This is a genomic window from [Roseibacterium] beibuensis, from assembly GCF_039542305.1.
GTDB classification, from domain to species: domain Bacteria; phylum Pseudomonadota; class Alphaproteobacteria; order Rhodobacterales; family Rhodobacteraceae; genus Roseibacterium; species Roseibacterium beibuensis.
Map to the genome: position 1 here is coordinate 654,205 of NZ_BAABHW010000002.1, position 15,095 is coordinate 669,299.

General features: G+C 67.0%; 20 protein-coding genes. 2 read left to right on the top strand and 18 right to left on the bottom strand.

Annotated elements, in window-relative coordinates:
* Positions 1 to 378: 378 nt before the first annotated feature.
* Both ABD923_RS09725 and ABD923_RS19145 read left to right on the top strand, forming a co-directional pair.
* Entirely contained in the window at positions 379 to 714 is a 336-nt protein-coding gene (locus ABD923_RS09725; RefSeq protein WP_259550449.1) for a thermonuclease family protein, read from the top strand.
* A gap of 547 nt (positions 715 to 1,261) precedes the next feature.
* Positions 1,262 to 1,549, top strand: a complete 288-nt coding sequence (locus ABD923_RS19145; RefSeq protein WP_405048314.1) for an excalibur calcium-binding domain-containing protein — start codon at positions 1,262 to 1,264, stop codon at positions 1,547 to 1,549.
* Between the two features lie 43 nt (positions 1,550 to 1,592).
* On the opposite strand, the gene lysC is transcribed toward ABD923_RS19145, so the two are convergent.
* From lysC to ABD923_RS09815, 18 genes are all read right to left on the bottom strand, one after another.
* Complete coding sequence (gene lysC, locus ABD923_RS09730; protein ID WP_259550450.1) at positions 1,593 to 1,841, bottom strand: Rz1-like lysis system protein LysC; 249 nt, start codon at positions 1,839 to 1,841, stop codon at positions 1,593 to 1,595.
* Positions 1,816 to 2,178, bottom strand: coding sequence for a hypothetical protein (locus ABD923_RS09735; RefSeq protein WP_259550451.1), 363 nt, complete (start codon positions 2,176 to 2,178; stop codon positions 1,816 to 1,818). Before ABD923_RS09735 ends, lysC begins: the two co-directional genes overlap by 26 nt.
* Positions 2,175 to 3,005: a M15 family metallopeptidase gene (locus tag ABD923_RS09740; protein WP_259550452.1), complete on the bottom strand. Its 831-nt coding sequence runs from the start codon at positions 3,003 to 3,005 to the stop codon at positions 2,175 to 2,177. Before ABD923_RS09740 ends, ABD923_RS09735 begins: the two co-directional genes overlap by 4 nt.
* Positions 3,002 to 3,151 (bottom strand): hypothetical protein, encoded by a 150-nt coding sequence (locus ABD923_RS09745; protein WP_259550453.1) that lies wholly within the window; start codon positions 3,149 to 3,151, stop codon positions 3,002 to 3,004. Before ABD923_RS09745 ends, ABD923_RS09740 begins: the two co-directional genes overlap by 4 nt.
* Positions 3,138 to 3,593, bottom strand: a complete 456-nt coding sequence (locus ABD923_RS09750; protein WP_259550454.1) for a hypothetical protein — start codon at positions 3,591 to 3,593, stop codon at positions 3,138 to 3,140. Before ABD923_RS09750 ends, ABD923_RS09745 begins: the two co-directional genes overlap by 14 nt.
* Positions 3,594 to 3,717: 124 nt before the next feature.
* Positions 3,718 to 5,691: a right-handed parallel beta-helix repeat-containing protein gene (locus tag ABD923_RS09755; RefSeq protein ID WP_259550455.1), complete on the bottom strand. Its 1,974-nt coding sequence runs from the start codon at positions 5,689 to 5,691 to the stop codon at positions 3,718 to 3,720.
* 14 nt (positions 5,692 to 5,705) lie between these two features.
* The gene (locus ABD923_RS09760) at positions 5,706 to 6,743 is read right to left on the bottom strand and encodes a hypothetical protein (protein ID WP_259550456.1); all 1,038 of its coding nucleotides are present in this window, start codon (positions 6,741 to 6,743) and stop codon (positions 5,706 to 5,708) included.
* 9 nt (positions 6,744 to 6,752) lie between these two features.
* Complete coding sequence (locus ABD923_RS09765; RefSeq protein WP_259550457.1) at positions 6,753 to 8,822, bottom strand: phage tail protein; 2,070 nt, start codon at positions 8,820 to 8,822, stop codon at positions 6,753 to 6,755.
* Entirely contained in the window at positions 8,822 to 9,211 is a 390-nt protein-coding gene (locus ABD923_RS09770; protein ID WP_259550458.1) for a DUF6950 family protein, read from the bottom strand. Before ABD923_RS09770 ends, ABD923_RS09765 begins: the two co-directional genes overlap by 1 nt.
* Positions 9,196 to 9,834: a hypothetical protein gene (locus tag ABD923_RS09775; RefSeq protein ID WP_259550459.1), complete on the bottom strand. Its 639-nt coding sequence runs from the start codon at positions 9,832 to 9,834 to the stop codon at positions 9,196 to 9,198. Before ABD923_RS09775 ends, ABD923_RS09770 begins: the two co-directional genes overlap by 16 nt.
* On the bottom strand, positions 9,834 to 10,484 hold the full coding sequence (locus ABD923_RS09780) for a hypothetical protein (protein WP_259550460.1): 651 nt from the start codon (positions 10,482 to 10,484) through the stop codon (positions 9,834 to 9,836). Before ABD923_RS09780 ends, ABD923_RS09775 begins: the two co-directional genes overlap by 1 nt.
* Before the next feature lie 2 nt (positions 10,485 to 10,486).
* The gene (locus ABD923_RS09785) at positions 10,487 to 12,721 is read right to left on the bottom strand and encodes a phage tail length tape measure family protein (protein ID WP_259550461.1); all 2,235 of its coding nucleotides are present in this window, start codon (positions 12,719 to 12,721) and stop codon (positions 10,487 to 10,489) included.
* Positions 12,722 to 12,862: 141 nt separating this feature from the next.
* A complete protein-coding gene (locus tag ABD923_RS09790) occupies positions 12,863 to 13,396 on the bottom strand; it encodes a hypothetical protein (protein ID WP_259550462.1) in 534 nt (177 codons plus the stop codon).
* On the bottom strand, positions 13,396 to 13,785 hold the full coding sequence (locus ABD923_RS09795) for a hypothetical protein (protein ID WP_259550463.1): 390 nt from the start codon (positions 13,783 to 13,785) through the stop codon (positions 13,396 to 13,398). Before ABD923_RS09795 ends, ABD923_RS09790 begins: the two co-directional genes overlap by 1 nt.
* A 25-nt stretch (positions 13,786 to 13,810) precedes the next feature.
* Complete coding sequence (locus tag ABD923_RS09800; protein ID WP_259550464.1) at positions 13,811 to 14,239, bottom strand: hypothetical protein; 429 nt, start codon at positions 14,237 to 14,239, stop codon at positions 13,811 to 13,813.
* Entirely contained in the window at positions 14,232 to 14,417 is a 186-nt protein-coding gene (locus ABD923_RS09805; protein ID WP_259550465.1) for a hypothetical protein, read from the bottom strand. Before ABD923_RS09805 ends, ABD923_RS09800 begins: the two co-directional genes overlap by 8 nt.
* Entirely contained in the window at positions 14,414 to 14,740 is a 327-nt protein-coding gene (locus tag ABD923_RS09810) for a head-tail joining protein (protein WP_259550466.1), read from the bottom strand. Before ABD923_RS09810 ends, ABD923_RS09805 begins: the two co-directional genes overlap by 4 nt.
* A 4-nt stretch (positions 14,741 to 14,744) precedes the next feature.
* Positions 14,745 to 15,074 carry a DUF2190 family protein gene (locus tag ABD923_RS09815; protein ID WP_259550467.1) on the bottom strand — a complete coding sequence of 110 codons (330 nt, stop codon included), beginning with the start codon at positions 15,072 to 15,074 and terminating at the stop codon, positions 14,745 to 14,747.
* Positions 15,075 to 15,095: the final 21 nt, after the last annotated feature.

Genomic DNA, 15,095 nt, shown 5'->3' on the forward strand with positions numbered 1-15,095 from the left:
AGCAGCGTTTATAGCATTGATTTTGAAAAATTATTTTCGCGGAGAAGCTTGGAAAAATCTTTTCCGACACGCCCCGAGTCGCGCGCCATGCTGCCGCTGGCGGTGGCGCCGCTCGCACAAAAATCGCGCAAGGGTTGTTGCCCGTGCATAAACCGCGATCAAAAGTGCCGGAGTAAGATGCCCGCCTCGGTTCTCGGCAGGGCTCAGTCTTGATAAGGGGAAGTGGCGCACCGGGGAGGAGTTTATATTTTGTTGATTTAAAACCGAAATACCGTCGAATTGGAAACCCGGACGTTCACCAAATATCAATGACTTAACACTGCTTTGGAAACCATATCGCACCCTGACAGACACTGATTCTGACTACGGGAGAACCCCATGCCCTGCCTTGCCGCACTCTGCCTTGCCGCCGGCACGTTCACGATCACCGACGGCGACACGTTCCGAACGGAGGCGCAGGCCTACCGGATCTGGGGAATCGACGCACCCGAGCCGGCCGAGGACGGCGGGTTCGCGGCCGAGGCGGCGCTGGTGGCCCTGATCGGTGGGCAGGACCTGGCCTGCGAGATCATGGACCGCGACCGCTACGGCCGCGACGTTGTGCGATGCGAGACGCCGGACGGCTCTGACATCGCCTGCGCGCTGGTTGCCGGCGGGCACGCGCGGGACTGGCCGCGCTACTCGGGCGGGTATTACGGGGAGTGCGATGACTGACTTTTCGCGATCAAATGTAAACTGCTTCGAAATCGGAGATGGCGCGAAAAGACTTTTGGGTGCGTAATACACGATTGGCGGGTTCGCCTGTTCACCAATTTCCCGTTAGAGCACCCATTACCACGGCAAGCACCACCATGGCGATAATCGCAATGAGGACGATCGACCTGTCTTCCTCATGGTAATACATCGGCCCGCCGCACTTGGGACATGGTTTGGTGTTTCCCATTTTCCTCCGGCTTACCCAACCGCATCCCGAACAAACGTATCTGACGCCACTCACCTCAATCTCCGATCAGAAAACGCAGTTTCGATCAGCATACTGCATTACCTGCCAGCGGCTGGAAAGCACAAGCTCTAGCGCTGAAAGATTCAGTCCCACGCTCGGCCTAAATGGCGGGGGCACGTTCGCGATCGGAAAGCAGGCGTCTCGGGCGCCAGGGTTGCCAGTGGACTCGTGCGGGCCAGTTCGCGATACTTCGCGGGTCGCCATGCAGGGGGCGAGGAGCAAACGGCAAACTAGAGTGACAACTGAAGGGTTTGTGTGATGCCAAAAAATGGAATTCCCAAGACCGGCGGGACATTGGCAATCTTCGCGTTACTCGCGCTCTCCGGACCGGCAATTTCTGCCGATGAGCCCAGCCTTCACCCGCAGCCGGAATCCCCTCGATTGCAACTCCCAGAGTTAGCGCAATCCTACAGCTGCAGCCCGCGCCGCTATTGCTCTCGAAACATCTCGAGTTGTCGAGAGGCAAGATGGTATTTTCAGAATTGCTGGTGGGGCGGTGCACTCGACGGGGACAATGACGGTATTCCCTGTGAGAACCTCTGTTGATCCTTGATCGGCGGATATTGAAGGCTGGATTGGAAGACCCGCGTTATTCTTCCTCGGCGCACCCATCGGCGCCCTGCCCTAGCGCCGACCAGCAGGCGAGGATCGCGCCCACGGCCGAGATCCGACCGTTCGCGGCCTCGAGGGCCAGGTGGTAATCTGTCAGGAGTGCCGCCGCATCCGCAACGCTCGCCACCGCGCGATCGGGCACCGGAACCGGGGCCAGCAGCGGCGCGGGGATCTCGGGCGTGACCAGATCGGGGGGCGGCTCATTCCGCCCCGCGCAGGCGCTCAACAGTGCGCAAGATAAGATCAGGGGCAGGCGCATCGGCATCCTCGGCGGCATAGATTTCAAAAAGCAACTCTTCGCCCTTGGCGGCGCGCGCCGCTTCGCGCGCGGCTTCCTCGGCGATCACGCGGGCGGAGGCTTCGGCGGCGGCGCGCTTGATCCGCTCGACGGCCAGCTCGGCCACCAGGTCGGCCTTGTCGGCCTCGAGCGTGGCGATCTGGCCCTCGGCCCGGTCGAGGCGCCACAGGGTGAAGCCGGCCGTGCCCGTCGCCAACGCGGCCAGGCCGAGGGTCACGGGCAACAGCGCGCGGCTGATCCAGCCGGTGATCCGCGACCAGATCACAGCCGCGCCATCTGGAAGTGCATCGCATCGGCACCCCACAGGCGGATCGCGGGCAGCCACCCGTGCGCCTGCATGATGTCGAGGAAAGCCGCGTATTCCGGGCGACAGAACAGCGCCTCGGGACAGCGCGCGCGCAGACCGTTCGGGCCGGCATAGATGTCGATCGCGCAGCCATAGGCGTGCATCGACCAGGACCGGCCGCCGCGCATCCGCCGGTGCATGTAGCCGCCCGCGTAGCGATCGAGGCCCAGGGCGCGCATCGCGGCCGGGCCGTAGTGATCCGCCACCACGGCCAGCGCGGCCTCGAGGGCCGGGGCGCACAGGCGATGCACGCGGGCGCGGGTGACCGTCCGGCCCAGGTCCCAATCGAGGCGGAACGGGAAAGGCAGCGCGGCATGGGCCAGCTGCGCCTCGACCTCGGGGCCGGGCTGGCCATAGACCTCGGCGCAGTCCGCCTGCCGGAGCAGGTCCTCGGGATCGGGCCGGTTCGGGAACGCGGTGCGCGCGATCACCTCTTGCCGCCCGTGGCCCGTGGCGAACTCCCAGGCGCGCAGGGCCTCGGCCGTGTTGTGGCCCATCAGCCCGTCGATCGCGCCGGGATCGTGCCCCTCTCGATCGAGGATGCGCTGCGCGGCGGCGGTCAGTAGGTGGAACCGCGACCGGCGCGCACTATCGGGCAACCGCACGCCCTGCAGCACGTCAAGCGCAGCGGCCTCGGTCCGATCGCCGGGGATGCCATCGACGGCCAGACCGGGGCGCACGCTGGCCAGGACCGCCTGCAGGCGGCGGATCAGGGCCGGTGCCAGGTCAAGGGTCGGATCGGTCATCGCAAGAAACCTCCGATAAGGGGAAACAGGAACGGCAGCAGCACGAACAGAAGCGCGGCGATCGGCAGGCCGAGCTTCAACGTGGCCCAGGCGTCGGCGTTCGGCGTCGTCTTGTGACGGCGCAGGGGGGGCTTAGGAACGCGCATCGTCTCCACCCTCCCCCTCGGGCGCCGCGTCATGCGCGGGCAGCGGCGGCAGCGGGTCAATCTCACCCGCCGGGGCCGGCGGCACCGGATCGGGCGGCACACCGGGCACGGCCGCAACCAGCGACGCCCGCGGGCGGCCACCCACCCACCGCTCGATCGCGGTCACGGCGATCAGGCCGATCAGGAAGGCCGAGGCCGACAGCACCCCGAAGGCGGCCGTCGCACCATCGGGTAGCTCGCCGATATAGGGACGCAACAGGAACGGCCCCAAAGCGCCCACGCCGAACGCCGTAGCCGACCCGATGAAGGTCACCCGCAGCCCTTCTTTCCAGGTCGTTTTCAACGTGGCGGCCCTGACCGCCCCGCCAAGCGCACCGAGACCGGCAAGGATCGCCGATTGCTCGTTGAAAATCTCGTGCACCAGCCGCCCGCCTTCGCTCATGCGCCCGCTCCTTTCCGTTTTATTGAAATTGTCAGGCCGGCCCGGCGGCGCGGATCGTGACCTCGATGTGACCCCGGCCGGGATAGTGGCCGACCTTGCCGTCTGCGAACGTCACGCCCAGCCCCTACTTCAAGCTGTAGCTGAACGTCCCGTAGAAGATGATCATGCCAGCCCCCAATGCGTTCGCACGCATTTCCAGCTCGTCGTTTGTCGTGTCGGCGCGCACGATCATCTGGTTCGAATATTCGTTGGCCCCCACGCCCCGCGCGTCTGTGTTGCTGGTGAAATTCGACAGGACCGGCAGGCTGACACGCCATGTGCAAAGTCCCGCTGCCGATGCCGTGATCTGCGTGTAGAAGCTGCCGGTCACCACGTCGCCATTGACGCTGTATTGAATGACGCAGGACGGCGAGGAACAGTTGGCCACCGCCGTCGCCGTGGCCGCATATTCCCCCGAGGCAATGCGGTTGGTGCGGGTGCCGGAATTGTCCTGCACCCTGGCCGTCATGGCCGCGCCGCTGATCTGGTTCTCGCCGATAGTGTTGCCACCCACGCCGCCCGCCAGCTTGATGCCGTAGATATGGTGATCACCGGAAATCACGTTGACCGCGACCAGGCAGCGTGTGGTCCCGGCGAACTCAAGCGTAATGGCCCCGATATTCGCCGTGTCAGACTGGTTTGCCCCGCTGATCGCGTTGCCGACAACCGAGATGTCGATCGCCCCGGTCGAACCATTCGACGGGGATGCCGTCTCGGACAGCAGGTAGATGCCAACCTGTGCGATGTTCTTGAGCGTGTTCCCGGTGACGGACCCGTTGCGACAGTCGGACACCATGATGCCATGGAACGCGGTGACGTTCTCGACCAGGTTGTCGGAGATCACCAGGTCATCATTGACCCCGTTTCGCCCGTGGTAATTGATGCCCACGTCCGACACACCGGAAATCAGGTTGCTGGTGATGACGTGCCGGGAACAGCCTGACGGCGTGTAAGTATCGGCCTGGCCCGTGACGATGATGCCCGCCTCGGCCACGCCCCCGCCGATAATGATATTCCTGGAAATTACGCCAACGGTCGCGCCATCCCAATTATCGATCACCGCGTCGCCGTAAAAGGCACCGTCGAAGGAAGCAAACATGCAGAGGTTATCGAGGATCTTGTAACGCTCGGACCCGATCGAACGCACCGCAGCGCCGGAATGAGTGAAACGACACCCCTGAACCACATGCCCGGCGCAGCCTCGGAAATTCAGGCAGCTATGCGAGGCCACGATGCTGGACACGCCGCTCATGTCGAAATGAACGCCGCGAATTGTGAAATCCGACTTGCCGTTGAAGTCGATGATCGTCTGACCGACCCCCGATCCACCTGTCGCGAGGGCTGCCGTCGCCTTCAACGTGCCGGGGCCGTAGATCTCGATATTGCTGGCCCCCGACAGCGGGCTGCTGACCAGGAACGTCCCGTCAGGCACGTAGATGCGCCGGCGGCCGCTATTCAGCGCGGCCTGGATGGCCGCCGTGCTTTCACCACCGGCAACCGCGCCCCAATGGCGCAGATCCGCTTGCCCGAAGGGCATGAGGCCACCGAGATCTGCAATCTCCGTCGCTCCCGTGCTGCCCACGTATTGCACGCCGCCTGCTGTGTAAACGCGCCCGTGTTCCGGCGTGTTCGACGCGCGCCAGGTGACAAATTCCGCACGGGTCGGCCAGTAATTCGTTCCAACCGTCGCGGCCGCCGACACCGCCTCATCTTTTGCAGCGACAGCCTCGGCCACCAGCGCCGGCGTCAAGGGCGCATCCTGCTGGTCGATGTAATTGGCAATATCGATCGACGCCTGGTCGGACGGGACCGACAGCGCGAAACGGTCGGACTCCGCGCCCCATGGCCCCGACCACTCGGCGCTGATCTGGTAGCTGCCCGGTTCCAGGTCGAAATCAACCTCGCCGTTTTCGTCGGTCGATGTCGCGAAGGACGCGGGCACAAGGGCCGCGCTGCCCGCGCCGATGATGCCGGACGCGTTGCGGATGATCAGCTCCTGGTTCGGCCATAGGTTGCCGCGCCGGTCGCGGAACACGCCGGTGACGTTGCATGTCGCCATGTCGAAGAACCCCGTCAGTATTTCAGAAGGCCGCGCAGCTCGGCCTCGGACCCGGCGGCGAGCAAACCGCTCACGGGCACGATCCGCACCGCGTTGACCCCGCCGCCCGGAACGTGCATCGCGCCGCCGAGATAGGAACGCAGGTCACCGGAGTCGTCCTGCAGGAAGAGGTCGAACTTTATCAAGGTTTTCTGCGAGCCTGCAGGCTTGAAGAGCCGGATAGCGCCGCAGACGCCACCCTCGGCCGCGGCGCCGCCGACGGCTACCGCTATCGGCACCGCGGCCACGGTACCGCCCGCTTCGGACGTGCTGCCCAGGTTATACCAGACACGGCGGAAATATTGGTAGTCCGACGCGCCATCCTCCCAGGTCGCACCGCTATCGGTCGAGACCTGAAGGTTCAGCGTCGTGCCGTCCACGGTCGGCTTGACGTAGCGCAGGACCAACTCGAAATCCTCGAACCGGGTACCAGGGATGACCGCAAAATCCAGCGAGGCCGTGTCGGTCGCCAGCGTCTTGCGCTGGATCAGGGGCAGCCCCCCGATATTCGTCAGGGCGCGCCCGTCCAGCGCAGGCAGCGCACCGCCGGACTGCACCTCGACCAGGTCACCCGCAGACGTGCCGGCGTTCTTTGTCGCCGCCGTGCCGAGCGTGCCGAGGCCGCGGATGATCACCGCGCGCCAGCCCGAGCCGGTGCAGACCAGCTCGGCCGTCTCGGACGTTGCGACGACAACCGTGGCCGCGCCGTTGATCAGCTCGGACCCGAACGGCGTGAGGGTGACGCTGCCTGCCGTCGCCTCGAGGACGAAGCGGAACCCGTTGCCGACGCTGGACGCCTCGGGCAGCGCAACGGCCGCGACATCGCCGAACACCAGGTGCGCGCCGAGGTGAGCCGCGGTGATCGTCAGCCCCGCGGATGTCACGGTCACCGGGGCCACGCGGGCCGCATCGATCCCCGCGCCGTGCTCTTCCAGCAGCGTGATCAATTCGGATCGCTTCACCGTCCCGGTCGGCGGGATCACCTCCGCCGGGGTTTTCGTCAGATCGACCATTTGCGCCTCTTAGCTGATCGTTTGCGTGATCGCCGCGGTGGCATCGCCGACCACCCCGGACAGGGAGACGGCCCGCGCCGTCCAGTTGAATGTGCCGGTGCCGCAGGCATCGGCGATCTCGATCCGCGCGCCAGGCGTGACCCGCACCGTCTCGATCACCAGGCCGCCGCGCAGGATCTCGATCGTGCGCAGCATGGGCGAGGCGGGCGCGGTGACCGCGACCACCGCCGTGCCGCTGCCAGCGTCGGTGATGCTCAGATCGAACGGCGCGCTTGGGGCGGGGTCGGTTTCCAGCGCCTCGACATTTTCGATAACCACCGCCGTGACCGTGGCATCTGTCGGGTCATAGATCGCCGACTTGGCCGCGATGACCGCCACGTCATAAAGCGCGCCGGCGGTTAGCAGCCCCTCGCGCGCGCTCAGCCCACCCGCGTCGAGGGTGGCCGCGGTCCATGTTTCGGCACCAGCCGGCGAGGTGGCCACGTAATGCTGCACGTCATTCTCGATCGGCCCCTCGAACACCACGAACACGCCAGCGTCGCCGCCGGTGCCATTGCCGTATGCCTGCACGTCTTGCGGCGCGGCGGGCGGGCGGAACTCTTCCGGCACAGCCGGCGGCAGGGCCTGCACCGAGCCTTCCTCGGACACTCTCCAATCCTGCGGCCGGCCCTCGATCTTGCTCAGCGACAGCGTGACGGCGAGGGTCACGGGGTCGAGGCTGACCGGCTCGATCCGCCAGCGCCCGGTCAGGCCAAGCACCTGGATGTCCAGCGCCACCGTCGGCTCATAGAGGGCGGGCAGCGCCGACATCTTGAAACGCAGCTTGGCGCGCTCGGGCGGGTTGTCGCGGGCCGTGGCGATCTTGGCGGCATGGCGCGCCTGCGCATGGTTAGGCGCGAACGGCAGATCAAGGCTCGGGCCAACCACTTCGCCGCCGAGGCGCGCCAACTCTGTCTCACTGACCCAAGGCTCGATGTCGGCCTCGGCGTATTCCTGCGCCTCGTCGATGTAGCTCGCGGGCCGCGTGGTGTAACGCTGCAGCGCATCGGGGCCGTCATCCAGCTCCAACACTTCCAGCAGATCATCGTCGGTCAGGGTCCAGACCGGCTCGGGATCACCGCCGAGCTTCAAGCCGATCCCGCCATCGGGGCGCAGGCGCAGATCGCCGGCACAGGCGTCCAGCATCTGCGCCAGGGCGTTCATCGGCTGCTCGGCCATCGACGCCTGACCGCACAGCCGCCATTTCCGGGCCGACCCGCCGGAAATCAGCGGGCGCAGCACGTCGCACTCATTCGCCGCCGCGATCAAATCATCGCGGTTGATGATCTCGCCCAGGCCGAAGCCGTCCGGCCCCTCGATCCAATCCGCGATGACAAGGGCCGCGTTTTCCGAGAACGCCACAGCCCCGGTGCGCGGGTCCAGCAGCGGCGCGCCCTCGGCCAGCAGCTGCAAGGATGTCGGCCCGCTCGGATATGCCTCTTGTTGCTTGTCGGCGCTTTGCTGTTGCAGCCTGATATAGGTCGCGAACAACCCGTCCAGCCGGTGCGCGCTGCCCCATTCCGGCGCGGCATCCACAACCCCGATGAACGGGGTCTCAGGCACCGCGCCAAGATGCGTATGGATGCGCACCCGACATCCACCGTTCGGGGTCCCGTTCGTGTAGCGGCGGATCATCACGCGGCCCAGGTCGTCAACGTTGCGCTGCTGGCCGTCCAGCATGTACCGCAACACGCGCGTGGCCGGCCCCTGCCCATGCACGATGATGCGGTGCAGGTATTTGCCTTCCTCGGTGCTCGACGTGCCGCTATCGGCCGGATCGCTGCCCGCCCCGCCGGCGCGGGCGAACACCACCTGCCCGCCGAGCAAGGTTGTGCCATATGGCTTGAGGCGCGGCCCGATCGGGTCGGTGTAAAGCACGCGCCCGTCCGCCGGCTTGAACCCGCTGTCCTGCTGCTGGCTGGCCGCGAAGGCCGACAGCGCCAACCCGGCCCCGATCTGGATGGCCGCCGTCGCAATGGCGGCTGTCGCGCCCGTCAGGCCGATAGCGGACACGATCGTCGTGGCAATGAACTGGGGCATCAGCGGCGGCCCTCGACCGGCCATGCCAGGAACGGCGCAGGCCCCGGCGCGATGCCGCAGGCCGTCTTGAACACACCGCGCCCTCGATTGCAGATCCCCGCCGTCAACCGACCGGACAGGCGCGCCAGGCACACCGCCGCACCCGCGCCCGCGTCACCAGCTGCCCCCAGCCTGCGCTCGAACATCGTCACCATGCCGCCCTCGGCTTCCATCAGTTGATAGGCAAGGCGCGGGCCGTGATAAGCCCCGCGCAGATCAGCGAACGGGTCGCGCCCGGTCAGCGTCACGATCAGACCCGTCGCCCACATGACGCAATCGGTGCGGCCCCACGCGAAGGGCTGCGACGCCGTCGCGCGCAGGTATTCGTCAGCCGTCAATAATTCGGCCATACGCTCGGCCTCACGGGAACCTCGGGCACGTAGTCGAGGCCGAGGTCGCCGGGGTGGCGGACCTTCTGGTCGCGCGGCGTCAGCTTGCCGTTATTCGGCACCCGGCGGCGGGCCAGCGGCCCCTCGACCGACAATTCATGCACCAGCGATCCGCGCGAATACTTGATCACCAGGCGATCCATGAACCCGGTGTGCAGCACCATCGGGACGCCAAGCGCCGCGTCGGTCCCGCTCGCGCCCGCACCGGGCTTGAGCAACTGCAGGGCCAGCATACAGGTCCGATCCTGGTATTCGGGCTTGCTCCGCAGATCCGGCATCGCCTGCAGCTTCGCCAGCTGGTCGCGCAGCATCTGCACCGGCACGGGCAGGCGATACTTGCGCACGGGCGACAGGCTTCCCTTGCCGCCACCGATGTCATCGAAGGTCGGCCAGATCCCCAAAGGCTCCCAGGTCGCACCGTATCCGTCCGTGACCGGCACCGTGCGATTGCAAACCTGTCGCGGCCCGCTGGCGAAATCGAAGAACAGCAACAGCGCGGCGGCGGCACTCCCCGACCGCAGCACGCGCTCGACCTCGGCACGCGCCTCGATCGGCTGCGCCTGGATCAGCGTCGTCGCCTGCATCAGAACGCCTCGACCAGCGGGATCTGGCGCGGCGCGGTCAAAAGACCGGGCACACGACGCAGCGACGGGGCGTCGTTGTCGATCCGCATCCGGGCGCGCGGGGCGGCGAACTCGACCGGATCACCGGCACGGGCCGCGACGCGCAGGGGCGGGTTGATCACCAGCTCGGCCGGGCGGCGGGCCGCGACGCGATAAAGCCGATCGCCGGGCAGCGAAAACATCGCAGAGATCGCCACCAGCGACGGCATGACCGACAGCTGCAGATGCGTGGCCCCCGCCGGCGCATCGACGGCCACGGTGACGCCGGCCAGCGTCTCGGCGGCAAAGCCCGCGCCATCCTCGAAGGTGACGCCGCCGCCAAAGGTGGACGGTGTGCGGAACCCGGCCTGCGGGTCATCGCCCTGCACCGGAACCGACAGGATGCGCGACCGGCCCCGCGCCTCGTCCAGGATCGCGCGAACGGTGCGCCAGTGGTCCTCGGTCAGGTGCATCAAGTCGGCGGTCACCCGCCAGACCCGGTTTTCCGTTTCGACATAGCTGGCGCGGCTGAAGATGCCGCCACCCGCCACCGCCGTCTGACCCGACAGGTGCCAATCCTCCGACGCCACGCGAAACGCGGCGTCAGGCCAGGCAATGACCTCGGCCGTCATCGTCACGCCCTCCGCGCAGCTTCGGCCTGCCGATCGTTATTCTCTCCGATCAGCTCGACCGCGACGGTCGCGGACTCGGCCCGGATCATGGGCCGGAACATCGGGCCTTCTTCCGCCTCGACCACAAGGCGCACCGTCTGCGGCGCGGCCGGCTGCGCCGGCGCAGCGGCCGCACCCGAGGCCGCGACCATTTCCACGCCAAGCCGTCCGCTTGGGCCGCGGGCCAGCGGCAGGATGCCCTCGAGGCCCGCCTCGCCCATCAGCCCCGTGCCCGAGGACATCGGGAACAGCATCGGACCATCGGGCACGCCGCCCTTGGCGAAGGGTTGCACGCCGCCGCCGCCCAACAGGCCGCCTAAAAGACTGCCCAAAAGCCCCCCGCCCGACCCGGTCGATGTGCCGCCGAACAGCACGTCGCCCAACAGGCCGATCCCGCTGTTGATGGCCTCGCTGCCGATGCGATTGAGCTGCGCGATGATCGCATCGGCGAGGGTTGCGGTGCCGCTCAGGATCGACCCGAGGATCGAGGTGAAGATCGACCGCATCCCCGACAGGCGATCGGTCATCGTGTCGCCAGCATCGCCCACGGCATCGACGGCCGCCTCCATCGCGGCGACCGCATCCGGGGTGCCTTGGGCAATCCCGAGGCCGAGGCCCTGCATGACGTAGTCGCCGATCTCGCGGAACACGCGCGACGGCGACTGGATGCCGAATTCGGCCCGCGCAGCCGCGATAATGTTGCCCATCACGCGCTGGGTCAGGAACGGGCTTTGTTGCGCTTGCTCCTGGATGCCGTCCAGCAGCCCCTGCACCACGTTGCGGCCGACCTCGGCCATCTCGGTCGCCCAACCCGAAACAGCCGCCCGCACCTTTCCCCACATGAGGCCGAACGCGCCGGGCACCAGCCCGAGACGTTCCTCGAACCAACCGACCAGGCCATCCCAGACGATGCCGATAACCTGCCCCGGCGTGTAGGTGCCCGCGACCATGTCCGCGATCAGGGCAAAGACGCTGCCGACCGCCTGCGGCAAATCCACCAGCCACAGGCGGAACAGGCCACCCACCCCTGACCAGACCTTGCCAAGCAGCGTGTCGGGATCGTTCGCACCGATCGCTTCGCCGATCGAGGCCCAGGCTCCGTCGAACACCTCGCCGACCCGTGACCAAAGACCAGACCACCACTCATGCAACCCGCCCCAATTCTCGTAGATCTCATGCGCGAGGTAGGCCAGACCCCCGATCAGGGCGATCGTGCCGACCAACGGCGCGGCCGCGACGATGAAGGCGCCGATCGCCGGGACCAGGGCGGCGACCGCCGGCACGATTGCGCCGATCGACATCACCATCAGGCCCAGCCCCATCAGGATCGGACCGGTCGCGGCGGCCAGCCCGCCGAAGATGACGATATTGCGCCGCGTCGTGTCGCTCAGCGTGCCGAACCACTCGACGGCGCGCTCCACTCGGCCGACCAGCGGCGTGATAAAGGGCACGATTTGCTCGCCCAACTCTTCCTTCAGGTCGCCGATCGCGTTCTGCAGCGCGGTCACCTGCCCAAGGGGCAGATCGCGCAACACCTCGGCCTGCCCCCCGAACTGCGTTTCCAGCTCACCCAGGATGATCGCCTGCGCCGCCGCAAGATCGTTCTGTTCCGCGAAATTGCGGATCATCGCCTCTTGCTCTTCGGTAAACTGCACGCCGGCCCGCGACAGGGCCGACAGCCCCGCCACGGGATCGTTCAAGGCGCGGCCGACCTGCATCGTGGCCGATTGCAGATCGGTGCCCAAAAGGGCCGACATATCGAGGATCGCGGCCTGCGCGCGCTCGAACGAATCGCCCGCGACATTGGTGAAGGTCAGCAGCGGCGCTGTGACGTTCTGCAGGATGTCCTCGTCACCAAAGGTGCTGACCGCCTGCAGGCCAGACGCCAGGTCGAACAGGTCCTGCGCTGCAAGCCCCGCCGCGCCCCCGGTCGAGGCGATCGCTTGCTGCACCTGCCGTTCGGCCCGCAGCTGCGTGTCGTAAAGCTGCACGGCCTGCCGCCCCATCAGCGCCAGGGGCGCGGTGACAGCCGCCGACATCCCCGCACCGATGTTGCGCATCCGGCGACCGGCGCGCACGGCGTAGTCGCCGACACCGGCCAGCATCCCCCGCACGTCGCGCAGATCGCCGAGAACCTGCCGCAGGACCGGCCCCGTGGCGTTGTTGGCCGAGATGGAAAACCTAAGCGCCTCGAGCATGTTTCTGGCGTTCCTCGTGTTGCAGCTGCATGAAGGCGGCCCAGGCGATCAGCTCGTCCCAGGGCAGCGCCATTGCCTCGCCAATGGTCAGGCCGAGAAAATGGGCGACGGCGAAAACGGTCTGCGCCTCGCCGTCGCCCCTCAGTCGTTTTTTACCGCGTCGATCGGGTCACTCGGCCCGCTGTCACCGGCCCGGCCCAAGGCGTCACGCAATTCCGGTTCGCGCATGACGATGACGCGCCGGATGGCCTCGAGGACGTGTTCGGGAAGATCCGCCACGGCCATCAGGTCCAGATCACCGGCCTCGCGCAGCAGGGCGCGCAGGTCGTCGTCGCTGGTGGCACTGACCAGATCCGCGCGCGGATCGTCGGCCTGCCCCGCCTCGCGCAGAACGCGCATCACCACCTCGAGATCGAGGGCTTTCAGCATCTTTACCCGTGCGGCCTGGTCCGTCTCGAACACCCGCTTTCCATCGGCGTCCATCGCCTTGTGCTGCAGGGTCGAGACGATCAGCTCTTCCTCGGTCGGTTTCTTGCCGAGGGGGCGGCGGATCGTCATTCGATCGGCACCGGTCAAAGGCTTGAAATACAGCTCGGTGCTCCATTCAGGCACCGAAACACAAACGGGCGCGACGCTTTCGGCCTGCGCTACCAGGCGGTCCAGAAGATCGCTCATTACGACACCGTCGCGACCGAAAGGGCGCCCTTGCCCTGGATCGAGTAGGTGCGCTTGACGCCATCGTTGAACGGCACCTGGATGCCGACCGAGGTGACCGTCGCGCTGCCGGAATAGTAGGTTTTCCCGGTGCCATCGCCCTCGGAATACCCCTCGAAAGCGATCACGTCGCCGGCGCGCAGGGTCTGGTTCGCCGCCGCGTCGAAATCGGCGTGCATTTCCATTTCGCCTGACCATTTCTTGAGGCCGGCGGTGTGGTCCTCCCAGGCGTCGCGCGCCGCACTGGTGTCATGGGTCGCGGCCTCTTCGGTGACCGAGAACGTGGTGTGCCCGTCCAGCACGTTGTCATCGTGCTTGACCAGGCTGGCGATGCCGTTGTGACGTGCCATCGGTGTTACTCCTGCTTGCTTGGGGTCAGTCTTGGGTTGTGGCGCCCGGCTTGGTGTAGCGTTGCACCGTGAAGGTCAGCGCCAGCATCCCGATCGGGACGGTGCCAGTGCTGTCGAAATCGAATTGCGCCTCGGTGTAGGTCACCAGGTCGCCGAAGGGGACCAGCGCGGCCAACGCCAGCGGCTCGATCGCTTCCTGGTCATCATCCAGGTCATCCTCGCAGCACTCGCCGGCGCGGCGGATCGCCACCACCACGCGAAATGCGCGCAGGACGGTCCGCGGATCGACCAGGTCGCCCCGCTCCGAAAGGGTCTTGACCGTGCCCTCGGGCAGCTGGTCCACGCCCGGCCCTTTATGCAGGACCGTGCGCCAGGCCAGCGCGGCAAACCGCGGCTCGGCCTCGAGGGCGGCGCGCACGGCTGCACGCGCCGCCTTGCGGTAATGGTCAGCCATCTTTCGCGACAGGCTTGGCGGCGGCGGTCTTGGGCAGCGCCGCGCCCGATTTCTCGAGATCGCGCGCATCCTGCGGCGTGGCCGAGAACGCCTCGTCCTTGCGCACCGTCTTGCCGGTCGATTGCAGTTTCAGCGTGCGCGCGGCCACCATGGGCACGGTTGGCGTCTTTTTCGTCATGGGGTCACCTCTTCAAGCTCGAAAGGGATCAGCGCGTCAGCGCCGGGGTTTTCCGTCTCCATCCGGCGCGCAAGGCGATAAAGCGTGCCATCGCCATCGCGCACCCGGTCGCCGACCGCGACGCCGGCCAGCTGATCGCGCGGCACGCGCAGCTCGGCCGAGGCACCGGACACCGGCCGATCCTCGCCGAGCGAGAAATCCTCGGGATAGCGGCGCAGATGCCAGCGCCGGGTCACGGGCGCGCCGGCCGCCGGCAAATGCGTGACCGGGGCGCCAAGCGCCCCGGCAAGAGCCGCGCCCATCCCGTCGAAGGGCGAGGCCATGGGATCAGGCGACGATGCCGAGGCGCACCGCGCCAACGGTATCGGCCGACCCGGCGGCGGCGGCGGCCACGCCCACCAGCGTGTTACCGCTTTCCGCCGTGGTGCAGCGGCTGTTGCTGTCGTCCCAGTAGATCTTGGCGCCGACCGTCCAGGCCGACCCGGTCGCCTTGGTGATCGTGAAAACGCCGACGGTCTGGATCGTCAGATCCGCGCCGCTTTCGGCGGTGTGCTGCGCGATGCCGAACAGCGACCCGACCAGGACACCGTCGCCGCTGGTCTTGGCCGCGGGGGCCGGAACGGTCATCGCCGCGCCGGGCTGGATAAAGGTTTTCATAACGGGGCCTCCTTCAAAGGC